This window comes from Paraburkholderia lacunae (assembly GCF_003353175.1).
Taxonomy (GTDB): domain Bacteria; phylum Pseudomonadota; class Gammaproteobacteria; order Burkholderiales; family Burkholderiaceae; genus Paraburkholderia; species Paraburkholderia lacunae.
Map to the genome: position 1 here is coordinate 17,258 of NZ_QHKS01000048.1, position 18,196 is coordinate 35,453.

Annotated in this window: 13 protein-coding genes and 2 pseudogenes; 7 read left to right on the forward strand and 8 right to left on the reverse strand. The window is 59.6% G+C overall.

Annotated features, from left to right (window positions below; translation table 11 throughout):
• Nucleotides 1–73: 73 nt before the first annotated feature.
• Complete coding sequence (locus DLM46_RS36640; protein ID WP_244306518.1) at nucleotides 74–2,539, reverse strand: CoA transferase; 2,466 nt, start codon at nucleotides 2,537–2,539, stop codon at nucleotides 74–76.
• A gap of 297 nt (nucleotides 2,540–2,836) precedes the next feature.
• On the reverse strand, nucleotides 2,837–3,742 hold the full coding sequence (gene gcvA, locus DLM46_RS36645; RefSeq protein WP_115109466.1) for a transcriptional regulator GcvA: 906 nt from the start codon (nucleotides 3,740–3,742) through the stop codon (nucleotides 2,837–2,839).
• A 147-nt stretch (nucleotides 3,743–3,889) separates the two neighbouring features.
• Between gcvA and DLM46_RS36650 the strand changes: the two are divergent.
• Nucleotides 3,890–4,198 (forward strand): annotated as a pseudogene (locus DLM46_RS36650) (Tn3 family transposase); the annotation flags it as partial.
• A gap of 207 nt (nucleotides 4,199–4,405) precedes the next feature.
• On the opposite strand, the pseudogene DLM46_RS36655 reads toward DLM46_RS36650, so the two are convergent.
• The 6 genes and pseudogenes from DLM46_RS36655 to DLM46_RS36680 form a co-directional block, all read right to left on the reverse strand.
• A pseudogene (locus DLM46_RS36655) lies at nucleotides 4,406–4,606 on the reverse strand (integrase); the annotation flags it as partial.
• Nucleotides 4,607–4,973: 367 nt separating this feature from the next.
• Nucleotides 4,974–6,545, reverse strand: a complete 1,572-nt coding sequence (locus DLM46_RS36660; protein ID WP_115109468.1) for a UxaA family hydrolase — start codon at nucleotides 6,543–6,545, stop codon at nucleotides 4,974–4,976.
• A 93-nt stretch (nucleotides 6,546–6,638) separates the two neighbouring features.
• Nucleotides 6,639–7,334 carry a hypothetical protein gene (locus DLM46_RS36665; RefSeq protein ID WP_115109470.1) on the reverse strand — a complete coding sequence of 232 codons (696 nt, stop codon included), beginning with the start codon at nucleotides 7,332–7,334 and terminating at the stop codon, nucleotides 6,639–6,641.
• Between the two features lie 27 nt (nucleotides 7,335–7,361).
• Nucleotides 7,362–8,255: a fumarylacetoacetate hydrolase family protein gene (locus DLM46_RS36670; protein ID WP_115109472.1), complete on the reverse strand. Its 894-nt coding sequence runs from the start codon at nucleotides 8,253–8,255 to the stop codon at nucleotides 7,362–7,364.
• Between the two features lie 12 nt (nucleotides 8,256–8,267).
• Nucleotides 8,268–9,077 carry a 2-keto-4-pentenoate hydratase gene (locus DLM46_RS36675; RefSeq protein ID WP_115109475.1) on the reverse strand — a complete coding sequence of 270 codons (810 nt, stop codon included), beginning with the start codon at nucleotides 9,075–9,077 and terminating at the stop codon, nucleotides 8,268–8,270.
• A complete protein-coding gene (locus tag DLM46_RS36680; protein ID WP_115109477.1) occupies nucleotides 9,074–9,883 on the reverse strand; it encodes an IclR family transcriptional regulator in 810 nt (269 codons plus the stop codon). Before DLM46_RS36680 ends, DLM46_RS36675 begins: the two co-directional genes overlap by 4 nt.
• An 84-nt stretch (nucleotides 9,884–9,967) precedes the next feature.
• Between DLM46_RS36680 and DLM46_RS36685 the strand changes: the two genes are divergently transcribed.
• The 6 genes from DLM46_RS36685 (at nucleotide 9,968) to DLM46_RS36710 (ending at nucleotide 17,804) form a co-directional block, all read left to right on the forward strand.
• Entirely contained in the window at nucleotides 9,968–11,401 is a 1,434-nt protein-coding gene (locus DLM46_RS36685) for an MFS transporter (protein WP_115109491.1), read from the forward strand.
• Nucleotides 11,402–11,545: 144 nt separating this feature from the next.
• Nucleotides 11,546–12,382 (forward strand): shikimate dehydrogenase family protein, encoded by an 837-nt coding sequence (locus DLM46_RS36690; RefSeq protein ID WP_115109479.1) that lies wholly within the window; start codon nucleotides 11,546–11,548, stop codon nucleotides 12,380–12,382.
• Between the two features lie 118 nt (nucleotides 12,383–12,500).
• Nucleotides 12,501–13,517 (forward strand): Gfo/Idh/MocA family protein, encoded by a 1,017-nt coding sequence (locus DLM46_RS36695; protein ID WP_115109481.1) that lies wholly within the window; start codon nucleotides 12,501–12,503, stop codon nucleotides 13,515–13,517.
• Nucleotides 13,518–13,846: 329 nt separating this feature from the next.
• Nucleotides 13,847–15,079 carry a porin gene (locus DLM46_RS36700; RefSeq protein WP_115109483.1) on the forward strand — a complete coding sequence of 411 codons (1,233 nt, stop codon included), beginning with the start codon at nucleotides 13,847–13,849 and terminating at the stop codon, nucleotides 15,077–15,079.
• Nucleotides 15,080–15,143: 64 nt separating this feature from the next.
• Entirely contained in the window at nucleotides 15,144–16,328 is a 1,185-nt protein-coding gene (locus DLM46_RS36705) for a fumarylacetoacetate hydrolase family protein (RefSeq protein ID WP_115109485.1), read from the forward strand.
• A 33-nt stretch (nucleotides 16,329–16,361) separates the two neighbouring features.
• Entirely contained in the window at nucleotides 16,362–17,804 is a 1,443-nt protein-coding gene (locus DLM46_RS36710; protein ID WP_115109487.1) for an aldehyde dehydrogenase family protein, read from the forward strand.
• The last annotated feature ends 392 nt before the right edge of the window (nucleotides 17,805–18,196 follow it).

Below are 18,196 nucleotides of genomic sequence, written 5' to 3' on the forward strand. Positions count from 1 at the left end.
CCGCGACGTTCGCTTTGCACCGCGCTTCATGCGGGAATGCTCGACTCGTCGCGCGACTCGACAAGACACGCAACTAGCTGGGCAAATACTCTTCGGACCAGCTATCTCCGATCGCATGTCGGGCAATCAGTATCTCGATCTCGGCATCGCTGTATCCGAACTCGCGCAGGACGGTGTACGTCGATGCGCCGAATTTTTCAGCTGGTGCCAAGGCGCGAATCCGGGCATGGCGCGGACGAATCGCGAAGGGATCGAGCTGCGTGACACATCGACCGCTAGGATGATTCGCATAGACGCTGAACGAGTAGCTGCCGTTGTCGATACCGGGACGATCGTCGCTAGGCCGGCTGTTGTGCCGACGCAGATTGACGATGTTGTCCGGCACCGCCGCCGCGATATTGGCGGCCTGCAACCTGATCTGCCAAGACGCGGCGGACGCGGTACCAAGCGCGGACGCGAGGAATGCAGCCGGATCCTTGGCTGCCGCAATTCCGGCCAGACCTTCTACTCGATCCAATTCGTTCAACTCACTTTCGTTGGTGTCCACATAGATCCAGTCGTCCGCGGCCCGGACGAATCGAGACATCGCGCCGTAGCCGCTCACCTCGCGACCAGACGGCTCGTCGAATGGTGGGCGATTCGCATAGTCATACGCGAACGGAATCTGCACCAGATTGCCGAGTGCCGACAAGGAGGTTCTCGCGCGCCCGACCTCGCCTGTTTTCGCCTTGCGGTAAAGCGCGGCAGCCACACCTAGCGCAGCCGCGAATCCGCACATGACATCGATCGTTCCGACATGCGCATGCTCCTCCGGCGTCTCCATGCCGCCGCCGAATCGCACCATGATTCCGGTGCACGCCTGGATCAGATCGTCGTAGCCAAGGTAGTCGGTCCGCGGCCCGCGTCGAGGACCGCCGAAGCAGTCGAGCTGGCAGAAGATCACGCCGGGATTGATGGAACGGAGGCTCGCCTCGTCCAGCCCCAGCGGCTCAAGCTGACGATCCGGGGCATTCATGACGATCACGTCGACAGACCGGGCGAGTCGAGCGAACACCTCGCGTCCATCCGGATGGTTCAGATCGACGAGCACGCTCCGCTTCCCACGCGCCGACGACATCCCGAAGACCACGGTATTCCACGGATCATAATTCGGCACGACGGGGTCGAGTTTGATGACATCGGCCCCAAACCGGCCGAGAAACGACGCCGAATGGGGTCCGGCAATCACGTTCGTCAGGTCGAGCACACGCACCCCGTCGAGCCACCCCTGTGTTGGCGCCCCCGACGGAGCCGGCAGTTCAGTACGCTCCTGCTCATCCAGAATGGCTAACGCATCCCGGAAGGTCACCGGATGGCGGGACGCCGGCGAGAGCATGGATTCGGCACAGTCTTCAAGCCACGCGACCGGCCCGGGCTGTTTCATCACACCATATTCGAGATCGTCGACATTCACGACCAGGCCGGCAGTATTCGCGTGGTCGTCATGCAGCCACTCCCGCGTGGTCCGGTGTGCCGCTCCAGGGAAACCTCCTTCACCGAAAATCTTTTCCCACTCGGCTGCTGTTTTCGTACGAAAAACTTCCTTCATACGCGCGGAAATGCGCTTCGCCCACTCTTCAGGTAACGGATAAACCCCTAGCGACGCGTTCCCTTCCCATTCGCGAATCGGCAGGTACGGATCATCGACCCGTGGCAAACCGGCCTCCAGCATTTCCTCGTACAGTCCCATCGCCTGCAGACAGCGGCGTGCGTGCGAGCGATGTGACGGGCATACCGTATAAAACTTGCGGCCGTCGGCACACTCGTAGGTCCGGTAGAACGGATCCAGATATTCCTGCAGCGCTTCGTACGACAGATCCATCGGTAGATTGGTGGAGCGCCGCCGCTCGATTTCCTTTTCGCGCAGGGTCTTGTATCGCTCGGGGTAGTTCTCGATATGGATCGAGTTGTAGGAGAGCCCCTCCATCACAGCCGACGCCAGCGGGACCTCGATTTCATCTCCCATGCCGGTGCGCTGCCGTGCCTGCAACGCAAGCGCAACAGCCGAGACGGCCAGCATGGTGCCGTAGGCAGACGCGAGCGGCAACGGCGAGAAACTCGGGTTGATGCCCATCAGCACGCGGTTCTGCCCCATGTCCGTAAAAACGCCCGAAGCCGCCGCGATGATCGGCTCGAACGCGCGCCATTCGCGACGTAACTGGTCGTTGCTGGCAAAGCCGGGCATCGAGAGCGTGATTAGCTCCGGGCGTGCTTCACGCAACTTCGCGAAATCAAGACCCAGCCGCGCCATCACGCCCGGCCGGAAGTTCTCGATGACAACATCCGCGCGGCGGATCAGATCTTTGGCTTCTTCCAGGCCTTTGTCGGTCTTCAGATCGATCTGCAGGCAATGCTTGCCGCGGTTGAGCACCGCATTGGCCGGGCTATCCCAAAGCGGCCCGGCTGGAGGATCGATGTGAATGACGGTCGCACCAAGATCCGCGAGGATCATCGCGACGGCTGGCCCCGCAATGTACTGGCCGAAATCGATGACTTTCACACCGCTGAACGGCAATTGATTGCTCTTTCCCATAATCCGCCGAGTCGCCTCCAGACTGGCCGCATCGCGCGACCGTCGATCATCATGTTGTGGACAATCCCCGTCACCGCCGGCCGTCCGCGTCGAGTCGCGGGTGGATGACTGTCAAACGGGATGGAAGCAACTTTCGGTGAGAAGCCGTGGCGGGTAAAGCAATAAAAAAAACGAGGATGGGTATGTTTTTTTTATGACTCGAGCAGATGATGGGTAGGTCGGAGATCGCGTCCCGGCGACCCGGCTCGCATACCACGTACAAGATCAGAATCTCGCGTGTGCCCCCTGAACCTGTGCACTGAGCCATTCGACGAACGCAGCCGCATGAGGATTGACGATGTTGTGCGGGGAATAGACGAGGTAGAACGCCTCACTGGTCGGAAGGCGTGGTTTCAGTGGCGCGATCAACTGGCCGGAGATCAGCATGTGCTCGACGAGGGACGACCTTGCAAGCGCAACGCCCTGACCGAGTTCAGCCGCCTTCAGGGCCGAAATCAGCGTGTCGAATTGCATCCCCTTCGACGAATCGACCTTCGATGCCCCCGCTTTTTTGAGCCAGTATCCCCAACCTTCCTCGTAGCCGAGCACGTGGAGAAGTTCGAAATGCGCGAGGTCCTTCGGCACCGATAGCGGGGCTTTGGGAGACAGCAATCCGGGAGCACAGACCGGCAGCAGCGTGTCCCAGGTCAGTCGCTCGGCACGCAGCCCCGTCCATTTCCCGTGCCCGTAGCGGATCTCCAGATCGGCTTCGACATCGGTGACGCTGCTATCGCCTCCCCAGATATTGCTCGTAATGCGTAGATTGACGTTCGGATTCCGCTTGCGAAAGTCCGGTATGCGCCATGCGAGCCAATGCGTGAAAAACACCAGACTCACTCGCACCGTCAGTACCTTCAGATGCCCTTGCCCGAAAATCTCGTCGGTGGCGGCAGCAAGCCGCTCAATCGCTTCATGCACGACTGGCAGGTAGGCGAGTCCGGCCTCGGTCAACTCGATGCCCCGCCGCAGGCGCTTGAACAACGCCGTACCGAGCTGAGCTTCAAGTCCTTTCACCTGCTGGCTGATCGCGGCCTGGGTCAGATTCAACTCGGTCGCCGCGTGCGTGAAACTCAGGTGCCGGGCTGACGATTCGAATGCACGTAGCCAATTGAGCGGTGGAAGTCGTTTCATCGTGCTAATCGTTGCAACAGATCGGGTGGGCAAACGAGAATACCGGCATTCTGCACCGATGCGATCAGAATCGGTCGCTGGGCGCCGCGGCGAATGTCGAGAGGCGACGACAAGTTACTCGCCAACGCGACATCATATGAGGGATCGGCAATCCATATCGATCGCGTTCCGTTGGAGCTTGCGCGACGCCGAGAATCGCTCGCCGGAGTGTCATCAGCACTGACCCTGCTCCCGAACATCCTGATGGCGTGGAACAACGCGCACGTGCAACGCGATATCGATGCTCGCTGTGGACAACCGGTCGAAGCGGACCGATTGCGGCGAATCACTCCCACTCAAACGGGTGGTATCAACTTGCGCGGCACCTTCAATTTCCCAGTGGCTCTCTATCCGGAGCGGCCCCTGCCAAATGCCGCGGCCGACAACGCCATCGCATCAACTAGCCACCGAGCCTGACAAGGTGGCCTTTCGGGCCTGCTTGCACAGCTGGCGATAGTGGAATTTCGAGCCGACACTACCTACTGACAATGGTCAGCGACCTCCAAGCGAGGGTTAGACAGAATCGCTTTGATTTATATAGATATTTATTTGGGGGCGCAAGGCAAGACCTTACTGGGCTTAAAGGCGGCTAACTGGAAAAATGCGTAGAAATCAAGGACACCCCGCGTACGCGATGAGCTGCCGGCGAATCCGGCCGAGCATGCCACGCGACGACGCTCCGACCGCCCGGCGGTCGCCCAGATAGCGGGCAACGGCGGTCCGCGCGTCCAGGCCGGCGTACCAGCCGCGCAGTGTGGCGAGCTCGGCTTCGCCCGGGAAGTCGGGCCCGTTGTCGTCGACGGGAAGGGTCTCGCGCGTTTTCATGATCAGCAGTTTAGATCAAATTCGACTATGGACCGATAATTGCGGTTATCGGTCCAGCATCGATTTGTCGCTCGCCATTTTCTTGCGATCGACCCTGTCAGCTGTGCTCAGCTGAGGCGGTATCGGGTGAAAACGACAATGATTGGATGGCGCCCCACGCCGACTGAGGGGTGCCTTCGACCGGGTCGCGTCTGTCGCAAGTCGACCCCGAAGCAGACTGTTATACCGCCGAGTGCCCAGCGGCAGATGTGCGATGCGGAGCAGCCTTTCAGTCGCGCTTACACCCGCCGCCTAGGAACAGCCAGCGCGGGGAAGTCACTGTCTGCGCAGCAGTATTGGAAGGTACTGGAATGGTATTGATCTGCGCTCACATGATCGCGCTAATTTGCCAAGGTACGAATTCGTTTTGTCCGTAACCGTGCTGCTCACTGCGAGAACGGGTTCCCGAGGCGACATCTAGCAGCAATTCGAAAAGAACGCGGCCTAGTTGCTCGATCGTCGCTCGTCCTTCCAACACTTCTCCGCAGTTCAGGTCCATATCGTCGGACTGCCGTTGCCAAAGTGCGGTGTTCGTCGCAAGTTTGACGGAGGGCGCGGGCGCGCAGCCGTAAGCTGAACCACGTCCCGTCGTGAAGCAGATCATGTTCGCACCGCCGGCTACCTGGCCCGTAGCCGACACCGGGTCGTAGCCGGGCGTGTCCATAAACACCAAGCCGCGCGCCGTGACCGGCTGAGCATATTCGTACACCTCGGTCAGATTGGTAGAGCCGGCTTTCGCAATGCCTCCCAGCGATTTTTCAAGGACGGTCGTCAAGCCACCTGCCTTGTTGCCCGCAGACGGATTGTTGTTCATTTGCGCCCCTTGCCGATGCGCATACGCTTCCCACCACCTGATGCGATCAATCAGCTTCCGACCCACCTCGGGCGTTTCGGCGCGCCGCGTAAGTAAGTGCTCCGCGCCATAGATTTCGGGCGTCTCGGAGAGAATCGCGGTGCCTCCGCGTTGCACGAGCAGATCAACGGCTGCACCAAGCACGGGATTGGCGGTGATGCCCGAATACCCGTCCGACCCTCCGCATTGCAGACCGATCGTGAGATGACTTGCGCTGACCGCCTCTCGCCTCACGTTGTTCGCTTCGGGCAACATGTGCTGAACCAGTTCAATACCCTTCGCAATCGTCAATGTCGTGCCACCGCTGTCCTGGATCGTGAACGTTCGCAATCGGTCGTGTTCGCGGAGTCCCTGTGTCTCAAGTAGTCGCGAAATCTGGTTCGTTTCACAGCCGAGACCTATGATCAGCACGCTTGCGAAGTTTGGATGGCATGCATAGCCGCCGAGCGTACGCTGCAAAATCGCGAGACCGTCCCCTTCCGAGTCAATTGCGCAACCTGAACTATGTGTTAGCGCGACGACGCCATCGACATTCGGGAACGCGGCCAGTTCTTCCGGATGGATGTCACGGCGAAAGTGATCAGCAATGGCCCGCGCAACCGTGGCCGAGCAGTTCACCGAGGTGAGGATCCCGATATAGTTCCGTGTGGCGACTTGCCCGTCTGCGCGGACAATGCCCTGGAATGTTGCGGCCTCATTCGACCGTACAGTCGGGCGCGCGGCCTGACCAAACGCGTAGTCCCGCGCAAAGTCACCCATCGCAAGGTTGTGGGTGTGTACGTGCTGCCCCGCGCGGATCGGCTGACTTGCAAAGCCGATTACCTGGCCGTAGCGGTGCACCGCCTCGCCCTGAGCGATGTCACGTGTCGCCGCTTTGTGCCCGGGCGGAATCAGTCCCGAGACAGTCACCGCTTCCTTGTCAATCACCGTCCCGGACACAAGCTGTTCAAGTGCGATAACGACATCGTCAGCAGGATTGAGCCGTATGACACGAGCCGACATCGACGCGGTAGATGGGGCGGACGTGTCGGCAATATTCAACGACATGGCATAACTCCTACGTTTTTCAGGGTAAAGGCCGGTCGCGCCCATCCGTGTGGGAGTCGCGCGAAGGGCCGTGCAGCGGTGCTCAGACGACCTTTAACCAGCGCTCCAGGGCGTTTTGCAGCGCGTGTACTCAAGTTGGTAGAGGGTGGTGTCCGGGTCTGTCGCGCCGGCCTGGGGAAGTGCCGCGAGTCCCGAAACGAAACCGTCCACCGCTGAACGGACATAGTCTGCCCGGCACCCTTCGACTAACACGATCCATGTCGGTACCTGGGTGCCTTCTGAACGCGCCTTCTTTTCCGCCGTTTCCACCTTGCTGATCGCTTCGTCGGCAAGGCACAGGTGCACGCCCGTGACACCCGGGAGGTCCACGAGGGGCGGTAGGACTCGCTGACGCAAAGCCTTCACGACTTCTGCCCGCGCAGCCGATGGCACGTCAAATCGCACAGTCATGAGATTGGCACCCTGCCCAACACCGTCCGAATAGGCCACGTGACAGATCGAGCGTGCGACGCTTCGGAAAGAGGCGACTACCTGTTTGGTCCACGGCGTCGGCGTATTCAGCCGAGAAAGGTAGTCTTGCGCGCCAAGCACCTCGACGGTGTCGGCCTCGTAGAGATTGAAGTACTCGGGACCTGCATCCAGTGCTATGAAGCGCCGACCGCGCCTGAACCCGGGGATGCCCGCGCGTTCAGGCATGTGCTCACGGTTGTGCCACTCGTAGAATTCATCCTTCGCTTCCGCCAGCAGGTCGTGCCAGATTGCGACGACGCCCGTTCCAGCTAGGCTCATATCTCCTCCTTTGTGAATCGAATCGTCTTACAGTGCCAATGGATACTCGCCGCGGCCCCATGCCGCGCCGAGTGTGTCCGCATACTGCACAACCTTTTGTGTCTGCGCGCCGAGTTCGCTGCCGCCAAGCGTCATCGTGTCACCTGCTTTTAGAAAGACCGGCGGCTTCTGACCGAGGCCCACGCCAGGAGGCGTGCCGGTAATGATGACGTCGCCAGCCATCAACGGCATGAAGCGGCTGAGATACGCCACGATATGCGCGACATTGAAGATCATGGTCCGTGTGTTGCCGGTCTGACGACGCGTGCCGTTGACGTCGAGCCACAGGTCCAGAATCTGCGGGTCGGGAATTTCATCACGCGTGACAAGCCACGGTCCGAGCGGAGCGAACGAGAATCCGCTTTTACCCTTGGTCCACTGGCCTTCGCGTTCGAGCTGATACGCGCGTTCGGAAACATCATTCGCAAGGCAGTAACCCGCCACATGCTCCAACGCGTCGGCTTCGTCGATTTGCCACGCGGGTTTGCCAATCACTACCCCGAGTTCGACCTCCCAATCCAGCTTTTGAGCGTCTGCGGGCAAGATGACCGGGTCGTTCGGGCCGCTGATGGAGCCCGTATGCTTGTTGAACACCACCGGTTCCCGTGGGATCGGCGTGTCGGTTTCAGCAGCATGATCGGAGTAGTTCAGACCAATGCACACGAGATTACGGACGTTGCCGACGCAGGCGCCGAGACGCGTGCCCGCTTCAACGACGGGTAGACGATCCAAATCGAGTTCGCTCAGCTTTGCAAGGGCGACCGGCGAGACAGTCGTTCCATCAATGTCGTTCACGATGCCGCTCAGATCGCGGATCGCGCCGCTCGAATCGATAATACCGGGGTGCTCTTGGCCAGGCTGGCCGAAACGGATGAGACGCATCTAGTACTCCTATCAAGACAAAAAAGTGATCGGCAATGTGCCGAGGTTGCCGAAGCCGATACGCAACTCACGACCGACTGGCAACTCCAGAACGCCCGCGTAAGACCCGGTGATCACAGCCTGGCCGGCATGCAGTCCCAAGCCGCGGCTGCGAAGGAAATTGGCGAGCCACACAATCGGCGCAAGCACGCCCCGATCAGGATGGCGTCCCGCGAACGTGACGGTTTCTTCCTCAACGCTGGCTAGACAGACGTCAAATTCGGAGGGGAGATCGGCCGGCGTCGCGCCCTCGAACGGATTAACGCGGGGTCCAATGACAAGGCCGGCATTGAACAGGCCGTCTGCCAGTAGTTCAGGGAACGTCAGCGTTTCGGGATGCGAATAACGACTGCCTAGCAATTCAAGCGCGAGGTGCGTGTGCCCGAGAGCGGCGAGCACTTCAGCTTCGCTATAGGCGTCGCACCGTGGGGGAAGGTCGCGGTTCAGCAGAAGGGCCAGTTCGGGCTCAGCCCTCACAAAGGCACGCGGAGGCCCACTCATGCGACATACATCGCCTCGATGGATATCTGCATCATGGATCGGCGCGGCGATGACTTTGCCTTGCTGCGGAAGCCCGCATTTCCATGCGACGATCCGCCCACCTAGCTGATGGCTGACCTCTCGCTGGATTGCAAAACCGTCGTCCAGACTCGCAGGCAGCAGTTCGACAGGCAGCCGCTCGACGAGCTCGCCTTTTAGGCGCGCTGTCACAAGAATGCGTGCTGCCTGTTCTCGAGGATTGGCGATAGCCTCGGCGGCCTGTGTTGCTGCTGGCGCGTTCATGCCGCCTCACCTACGTCGGCACCAACGCTTTGGCGCGGCCATACCGCACCTAGCTTCGAAGCCGCTTCGTTTAAAAACGCGTAGAAGGCGTCGTAACGCTCGGGCTGAACTCGCATTACCGGTCCAGCAATGCTCATCGTGCCGACCACCGCACCGTCGGTCAGCGACCTCACAGGCACCGCCAAAGCAGCAACGCCCGGTTCGGCTTCTTCTACGACAAGCCCATAGCCGCGCTGCCTGGTCAATTCCAACTCGGGAATCAACTGCTCGATGCTGGTGATCGCCTTAGGCCCGCATGCGCTGGCGACAGCTTTTCCGAGTCCACCACGCAACGCACATTCGACCGCCTGGTCGTTTGACATCGACGCAAGCCACACCTTCCCGTTCGCCGTTGCATGCAAGGTAATAGGGCTATCCATGGACGGCGAATACATGAGACCCGGTGCCGCGCCTTGGGAGGACGCCAGCCACGCGAGTTTTCCCTCGCTGACGACGGTCAGCCGGACCAATTCGCGGCATTGCGCCGCCACCTCATCGATGATCGGCTGCACCAGGCCCGGTAAGCCAAGCCCATGCAAGTACCGCTGACCAAGCAAGGAAAGCTTCAAAGTCAGACGGTATTGAGAAGTGTGTTCGTCCTGTTCGGCCCAGCCCTGCTCGCACAACTGCGCAAGTACTCGATGGGCCGGTCCTTTCTCAAGCTCGAGTTCAGCGGCGATATCGGACATACGCATCCAGCGCGCCTCACGTGCGAGCAACTCGATCGCCTGAAGCGATCGGTCAACTGCTCCCTTGACAACTCTCATAATGTGAGTAACATCCTTCCTATTGGAACGGTGTTACAACAATAAACCAGCAACACCGGAAAGTCAATTACCATGGAGACAGGCATGAACGCACAAGCACCGGCTAAGCCCCACGGCAAGCGCCAGTCAAAGATCGCAGCAGCCAGTGGTTGGATCGGCTCAGCGCTCGAGTACTACGACTTTTTCATCTACGCAACTGCAGCGTCGCTGTTATTCCCGCAACTCTTCTTTCCGTCTCACAATCCAACGGTAGGCATCGTCGCGTCACTGGCGACCTTCGGTGTCGGCTATGTCGCCCGACCGATAGGGGCCATGGTGCTTGGCCACCTCGGCGACCGCCACGGCCGCAAGACGGTGCTGATCTTCTGCATGCTCTTAATGGGCGTCGCAACGATGTGTGTGGGCCTCTTGCCCACCTACCAGCAGATCGGCATCTGGGCGCCAGTGCTGCTCGTCATCCTGCGGCTCATTCAGGGATTCGCGGTCGCGGGAGAGATGTCCGGTGCCAGCTCCATGATTCTTGAACATGCGCCGTTCGGACGGCGTGGATACTTTGCAAGCTTTACCCTCCAGGGAGTTCAGGCAGGGCAACTTTTCGCGGCAGGCGTCTTCTTGCCGCTCGCCCACTTCATGCCGAAGGATCAGTTTGCTTCCTGGGGTTGGCGCATTCCGTTCCTGCTGAGCATCGTCGTGATCATCGCGGGTTACATCATTCGCCGCCAGGTCGATGAGACCCCTGCTTTTTCTGAAGAACAGGCACACGGAGAAGTTCCTTCCTCTCCGGTCATCGAGGTCCTGCGCGAGAGTTGGGGCGATGTCTTGCGTGTTGTCGGCATGGCACTTGCCGCGGTCACCGCGCTCCTGGCGACTGTGTTCGGCGCGACCTATGCAGTCCAGCCGGCGTACGGTATTGGCTTTCCTGCCGCCGTCTTTCTGTGGGTGCCGGTTCTCGGCAACCTTTGCTCCGTCATACTGATCCCCATTGTCGGCAACGTCTCGGACAAGATTGGTCGCAAGCCCCCGGTTCTGGTCGGCGTGGTGAGTTCCGGGATCCTCGCTTTCGGCTACCTGTACGCCATCAGCATCCACAGTATCGGGTTCTCACTGGTCTTCTCGGTGCTCATGTGGGGCGTGGCTTACCAGGGCTTCAACGGCGTGTTCCCGAGTCTCTTTCCCGAGCTCTTCCGCACGCGCGTGCGTGTCACCGGCATGGCGATCGGACAAAACGTAGGGACGACTTTGTGTGCCTTGCTGCCGTCGCTTTTCGTCGCAGTCGCGCCTCCGGGGTCCACCAACATCCCGTTGAAGATTGGTTTTCTTACATTCGGCATTTGTCTGGTTGCTGCGTTTGCCGCATACACCACTCGGGAAACGTACCGTATTCGCCTTGCCGATCTGGGAAACCGCAATGCAATGCCCGTACCGAAGGCCGAATATGAGCGTCTGCGCAGCGAAGCCATAGCCGCGACGAGCAAGGATGCCGGTGAACCGGGGTTTGCCAATAACGTGCGGTCTTAAGCCGCCGCCAGCCGCCCACCCGGCGCAATCACCGCGTGGGCGCAACACAAGCTGGACGTCGCATGCAAACGTGCACTTCGGAGCTGTACGCCGGTTCGAATGTGCACGAATTGACCTTAGTTTTACATTGAACATCAAGCCGCAATGCAACCACATATCTCGGGCACAACGCGACTCTATGGATTGGTAGGCGACCCGCTGAGCGCTGCGAAGTCGCCACAACTCTTGAACCGGCTGTTTATCGAACAGCGAGTCGACGCGGTTTGCGTTCCTTTCTGGGTCAAGGCAGATAACCTGTCGGCCTTCGTCAGCGGTGCACGAGCGATGAGCAATCTGTCCGGCATGCTGGTCACAATGCCTCATAAGCAACGGATGCTCGCATTTGTCGACGAGCTGGATTCGACTGCCCGCCAGGCCGGCGCGGTCAATGTCATTCGCTGTGAAGATGATGGACGCTGGGTCGGCGCGATATCGGATGGCGTCGGCTGCGTTCTTGGGATGCAGTGGGAAGGCAACCATCCGGCCAATAAGTCGGTGCTTCTCGTCGGCGCAGGAGGCGCAGGTAGAGCGATCGCATTTGCCGTCGCTTCCGCAGGCGCTAGCAAGCTGACCATCTCCGATGTCGACGAGCACCGCGCCAAGGAGCTTGCGACGTCTGTTTCCGCTGAAACGGGTTGTACTGCACGTTCAGGACCATCAGATCCGCAAGGTTTCGAGGTCGTGATTAATGCTACGCCGCTCGGCATGAAAGCGAACGATGCCATGCCAGTTGATCCGCAACGGCTCGCACCAGGCGCCGTCGTCGTAGACATCATTAATTCGGCTGAAACGACGCCGCTTCTCCAAGCCGCGCAGGCACGTGGGTGTCGTGTTCAGGACGGGGGTCCAATGCATCAGGGACAGGCTTTGTACGCGCTGCGTTTTCTCGGATTCGACTATCGCCCCGATGGCCGCTCAACAAGGGACGGGAGCCTGAAATGAGCAGCGAGGCAAAAGGGCACGGTCGTCATGCCGAATTGCGAAATATGCCCCAAGCCACGAGTTGTTGCCGAGCAATCCGGATTGAAAAATTCGTGGGAAATTACGAAGGAGAACATGTATGAAAGTTGCCTTGCTGGAGGTCAGCCATTGGCATGTCCCGCTGTATCTTGATGCGCTCGACGCGCCCGGGATTGAGGTGGTTGCCCTGTCAGATGCGGAGCAAGTGAAGGGCGAGGCGATTGCCGCACGATTCGGAAGCAGGTTGTACTCGTCGGCCTACGAGTTGCTTGAGCGCGAGGCGGTCGATTTCGCGTTTGTGTTCGGGCGGCATTCCGAAATGCCGGCGCTCGCCGAGGCCGTAATCGCGCGCAAGATTCCGTTCGCGTTAGAGAAGCCGTGCGGCGTCAACATGTCCCAGGTCAGCCGGCTTCGCACACTGACCGAGAAAGCGAATCTTTATTGCGCGGTGCCGTTCATCTTCCGGATGAGCGAGTTGCTCGGCTCACTTGAAGAAGCGGAGGGGCGCATACCATCGGACTTTAACCACATGTCGTTTCGCTTCGTTGCCGGGCCGCCCAGTCGATACGAAGCTGCAGGCTCCGGTTGGGCAATCGACCCTGTATATTCCGGCGGCGGATCAACAATCAACCTGGCAACACACTTCATCGACCTGTTCAGATTGCTCACAGGCAAGGAGGTTGCCCGTGTCTCCGCCGTTATGAACTCAAGGACGCATCGAGGTGCCATAGAAGACTATTCGCTGGTGACCATGCAAACCGAAGACGGCGTGATCGGCCTGGTGGAGACGGGATACAGCTTTCCCAGTACCGCCGACGAGCAGCGCGAATTTTCTTTCACTCTTGCTTCGGACCGTATGTACGCGAAGTCTGGCCCGGACAGAATCGAGTTCCGCGACAGGAATCATCTTTCGGCAGGCACGCGAAGCCGCCGACTCCAGCTTGAGACCGACGTCTATTACCCCTTGTTTGCCAAGCGTGTGCTCGCCGAAAGTCAGACTGGCGCAAAGCCGATCGCATCGTTGCGGGATGCGGAGCTGATGATGCAAGTCATGGACGCGGCCTACGCCTCGGCCCAACAGGGCGGAGTGTCTATTGAACTGGATCCCGTTTCCTAGTCAGAAATCTGTAGCGTAGGAAAAATGCGAGACAGCCGACATACATGCGCCGAAGGATCGTTGTCAATCGCCGCAGCATGGGTAGCTGCTCGCAACCTGATGGATCTATCGCATTAACCAGGAATTTCCGCAAGTCTAATTGTTCAGTTTCACCTGGAAGTGGCGCGCCACATCACTAGGTTAGTTATCCATATTTGATATGACGCACGAGCTGAAAAATGTAGTTGCAAGTAATCCGATGACAACAAGGGTCGATATGAGCGTACTCAAGGCGCTCGTATTGATCCGATAGGACAAAAGCAATTCACGTGGACATAGAGGAGAATTTAATGAAGGGTTTCTACTTGAACAAGGCCGCTGTTGCCGCAGCAACGGCACTCGCGGCAGTTGCGCCGGCGTTCGCTCAAAGCAGCGTGACGCTCTACGGTATCGTCGATGATTCGATCGTTTATCAGAGCAGCCAGACGTCGCTCGGTTCGACGAGCGGTGGTCGCTCGAACGTCAAGATGGCATCGGGCATCTGGGCGGGAAGCCGCTTCGGCCTGAAGGGCGCAGAAGATGTGGGCGGCGGCACCAAGGCCATCTTCCAGCTGGAGTCGGGCTTCAACATCAACAACGGCGCGCAGCAGTACGCCAACGCGATGTTCGGCCGTCAAGCCTGGGTCGGTCTGACGAATCAGACCTTCGGTACGCTGACATTGGGTCGCCAGTACACGTCTTACTACACACTGATGGCGCCGTACAGCCCGACGAACTGGCTGACCGGCTACTTCGGCGCGCACCCGGGCGATCTGGACGCATTGGACACGATCTACCGCGCGAACAACTCGATCGTCTATACGTCTCCAAAGCTCTACGGCGTGACGGTCAGCGGCTCGTACTCGCTCGCAGGCGTGCCGGACAGCGTGTATCGCGGTTCGACGTGGTCGGCGGCGATCCAGTATCAGCAAGGCCCGATCGGCGGTACGGTTGCGTTCTCGCGCATCAACAACTCGACCGTCGGCGGCGGCGTCTACGGGGCGGATTCGACGATGAATACGGCCGGCCAGTCGGGCGTGTCGGCGGTGACGAACGGCTATCAGGGCGCGCAGGCGCAGAATCGCTTCGCGGTCGGCCTCGGCTACGTGTTCAACAGCGCATGGGATATCTCGGCGACGTACACGAACGTTCAGTACATCCCGGGCGTGCTGTCGAAGTTTACCGACGAGCAAGTCTTTAATACCGCTGGCACCGTGCTGCACTGGAAGGCCACGACGGCATGGGACTTTGCTGCAGGCTACAGCTACACGTGGGCGAGCAAGGCGAACGGAATCGACGACGCAGCGTCGTACCACCAGTTCAACCTGTCCCAGTACTACGCGTTGTCCAAGCGTACCGGGTTCTACGCACTCGAAGCATTCCAGCGCGCGAACGGCCGGACGCTTGGCACGCCGACGTTCCCGGGTGGCCCGACCAACCGCTCGATCGCCGCAACGGCATCGATCGGCGACGGCTTCCAGTCGACTCCGTCGTCGTCGCGCAGCATGTTCGCAGCAGGCGTGGGTATCGTCCACCGCTTCTAGCACCGAGTTTTGACCTTATGGCGACTACGATTGCCAGCACTTTCAATGCACATTGGATCAGTTCATGACCTCATATTCCAGGTACCTGCCTGACGATCTCGACGGCGCCCTGCTCGTTGGCCGCGTGTGGCGTCAAACGAAAAACGGCGCGGGACCGTGCGTCGTTGCTGTTCGCGGCGGGGAACTATTTGATATCTCCCGCATCGCACCAACAGTGTCCGATCTTTTCGATCGCCCGGATCTGGTCGAACTCGTCCGGCAGGCTTCCGGCGAATCTCTGGGTCATGTCAGCAATCTGATCGAAGCCACCGTCGCCACACAACGGAAAGAGGATCAAACCTACCTCCTGGCTCCCTGCGATCTGCAAGCCATCAAAGCCTGCGGCGTGACGTTCGCCGTTAGCCTCCTTGAACGCGTCATTGAAGAGCAGGCAGGCGGCGAACCTGCGAAGGCTGAGGAAGTGCGCGCTGCGATCACGCGTCTGATCGGCACCGACCTATCGAAGATCAAGCCCGGCTCAGAAGCTGCCGCCAGGCTGAAGGAAGAGCTGCAGCGACGCGGTGCATGGTCGCAGTACATGGAAGTCGGAATCGGCCCCGATGCAGAGGTATTTTCGAAGTCGCAGCCTATGTCTTCAGTCGGACTCGGTGCCGATATCGGCTTGCTGCCTGCTTCGAAGTGGAACAACCCAGAGCCGGAGATCGTCCTCGCAGTCAACAGCAAGGGCGAGGTGGTGGGCGCCACACTGGGTAACGACGTCAATCTGCGCGACATCGAAGGCCGCTCCGCGCTGCTGCTGGGCAAATGCAAGGACAACAACGGCTCATGCGCGATCGGCCCGTTTATTCGCCTGTTCGACGGACGGTTCACGCTGGACACGATTCGAGAAACGAGCGTTTCGTTGCGCGTGGAAGGTACCGACGACGGCTTCCTGCTTGAAGGCATCAGCCATATGCGGGAGATCAGCCGTGACCCTCTCGACCTGGTGAATCAGACCTGGGGCAAGCATCATCAGTATCCCGATGGCTTCATGTTGTTCCTCGGTACGATGTTCTCTCCGATCAAGGATCGCGATGCGCCGGGTGGCGGCTTTACGCATCACCTCGGCGACCGCGTGACAATCAGCGCCCCTCCGCTTGGCGCACTCGTCAACACCGTGCGGCTGTCGACCCAAATCGCTCCGTGGACATTCGGCGTGCGTGCGCTGTACGCCAACCTCGCCGAGCGCTCGCTGCTGAACCTCAGCTGATCAAGCAGATATTTACTCATTGACGGATTTACGATGACGCAATTCAAGAACTTCATTGGCGGCGAATGGGTCGATGGCAACGACTCCACTCCTAATGTGAACCCTTCGGACACGAGCGACGTGATCGGCCATTTTGCACGGGCTAGCGCAGATCAGACACAGAAAGCAATCGCGTCTGCACGCTCAGCCTTTCGCACGTGGTCGCTCAGCACCCCACAACAGCGCTTTGACTTGCTCGACCAGGTCGGCAGCACCATCCTTGCGCGCAAAAACGAACTCGGTAAGCTGCTCGCACGCGAGGAAGGGAAAACGCTCGCCGAAGCAGTCGGCGAAGTGGGACGCGCCGGACAGATTTTCAAGTTCTTCGCGGGCGAGGCATTGCGGGTCGGCGGCGAGATTGTGCCGTCGGTTCGCCCGGGACTGACGGTCGAAGTCACACGCGAACCGCTGGGCGTCATCGGTCTGATCACGCCGTGGAACTTCCCGATCGCTATTCCCGCCTGGAAAATCGCTCCTGCGCTCGCGTATGGAAACTGCGTGGTCATCAAGCCGGCGGAACTTGTGCCGGGCAGCGTATGGGAACTCGTCAAGATCATCGCCGAAGGCGGTGCACCGGCGGGCGTAATCAATCTCGTCATGGGCACGGGTTCGATCGTCGGCGAAACACTCGTCAAATCAGCTGACGTGGATGCCATCAGCTTCACGGGCTCGGTTGGGACCGGCCAGGCGATCGCCGCGAAATGCGTCGCCACCGGGAAGAAGTTTCAGCTGGAGATGGGTGGCAAGAACCCGATGGTCGTGCTCGACGATGCCGATCTGGACGTCGCGGTCGAGGCGTGCATCAACGGCGCCTTCTACTCCACCGGCCAGCGTTGTACCGCCTCTAGCCGCCTGATCGTGACGAGCGGCATCCACGACCGTTTTGTCGAGGCCATGCAGGCGCGCATGCGCAGTCTCAAGATTGGTAACGCGCTGGATGCGTCGACGCAGATCGGTCCTGTTGTCGATGCCAAACAGCTGGAACAGGACGAGCGTTATATCGAACTCGCACGCACCGAAGGTGGTTCCGTGTTTGGCGGTGAACGTGTTACCTCGGCAACCCAAGGATTTTTCCTGGCACCGGCTCTCGTGACCAACACGACCTCGGCGATGACGATCAACAGGGAGGAAGTGTTCGGTCCTGTCGCTTCCGTCATAAAGGTCGCGGATTACGAAGAAGCGCTTGCCGTAGCCAACGACTCGCCATTCGGCCTTTCCGCTGGCATCTGCACTATGTCGCTGGCTCATGCGAGCCATTTCAAGCGTCACGTACAGGCCGGTATGGTGATGATCAATACGCCGACAGCGGGCGTCGATTACCACGTTCCGTTCGGCGGGCGCAAGGGTTCGAGTCTGGGGCCCCGTGAACAAGGCACCTATGCGCGCGAGTTTTATACAATCGTGAAAACCGCTTACATCGCTCCCGGGAACGTTTGAGCAAGCGATAAAAACCGCGATAAATCGCAGATCCCTATGACGTGCGCGAGTTCTCGCTGAGTTCGACACGACCGCACGGGCGGCGTGAACGGTAACCGGCTACCCGGCAGCCGGTTACACGGCAGTTGACAAGCTTATACAGTCAGCTGTAGCGAGGAAACGTTCGACGGCGGCAGATCACCGAGAGGATGGCCACGTTCGAAGGTCCGCTGATCGGTTGTAGCAGCCGCTTGAATGATCATCTTTGCGCAACTGCGAAAGGCTGTTGATGGCCCAGACTGTGTCAAAACGGCTGGCCACTGGGAATTGACGAAACCTGTCTCGGCGCAGGTCGCGGCTTTTCGATTGCGGCAACCCGAACGTCAAATCACAGCCGAACACATCGCAAAGGC

What these genes read in the sequence shown, in the direction of transcription:
- gcvA (WP_115109466.1), bottom strand. Translation starts at nt 3,742, where the DNA reads ATGAAACGACTTCCACCGCTCAATTGGCTACGTGCATTCGAATCGTCA.
- DLM46_RS36660 (WP_115109468.1), bottom strand. Translation starts at nt 6,545, where the DNA reads ATGTCGTTGAATATTGCCGACACGTCCGCCCCATCTACCGCGTCGATG.
- DLM46_RS36665 (WP_115109470.1), bottom strand. Translation starts at nt 7,334, where the DNA reads ATGAGCCTAGCTGGAACGGGCGTCGTCGCAATCTGGCACGACCTGCTG.
- DLM46_RS36670 (WP_115109472.1), bottom strand. Translation starts at nt 8,255, where the DNA reads ATGCGTCTCATCCGTTTCGGCCAGCCTGGCCAAGAGCACCCCGGTATT.
- DLM46_RS36675 (WP_115109475.1), bottom strand. Translation starts at nt 9,077, where the DNA reads ATGAACGCGCCAGCAGCAACACAGGCCGCCGAGGCTATCGCCAATCCT.
- DLM46_RS36680 (WP_115109477.1), bottom strand. Translation starts at nt 9,883, where the DNA reads ATGAGAGTTGTCAAGGGAGCAGTTGACCGATCGCTTCAGGCGATCGAG.
- DLM46_RS36685 (WP_115109491.1), top strand. Translation starts at nt 9,968, where the DNA reads ATGAACGCACAAGCACCGGCTAAGCCCCACGGCAAGCGCCAGTCAAAG.
- DLM46_RS36690 (WP_115109479.1), top strand. Translation starts at nt 11,546, where the DNA reads ATGCAACCACATATCTCGGGCACAACGCGACTCTATGGATTGGTAGGC.
- DLM46_RS36695 (WP_115109481.1), top strand. Translation starts at nt 12,501, where the DNA reads ATGAAAGTTGCCTTGCTGGAGGTCAGCCATTGGCATGTCCCGCTGTAT.
- DLM46_RS36700 (WP_115109483.1), top strand. Translation starts at nt 13,847, where the DNA reads ATGAAGGGTTTCTACTTGAACAAGGCCGCTGTTGCCGCAGCAACGGCA.
- DLM46_RS36705 (WP_115109485.1), top strand. Translation starts at nt 15,144, where the DNA reads ATGACCTCATATTCCAGGTACCTGCCTGACGATCTCGACGGCGCCCTG.
- DLM46_RS36710 (WP_115109487.1), top strand. Translation starts at nt 16,362, where the DNA reads ATGACGCAATTCAAGAACTTCATTGGCGGCGAATGGGTCGATGGCAAC.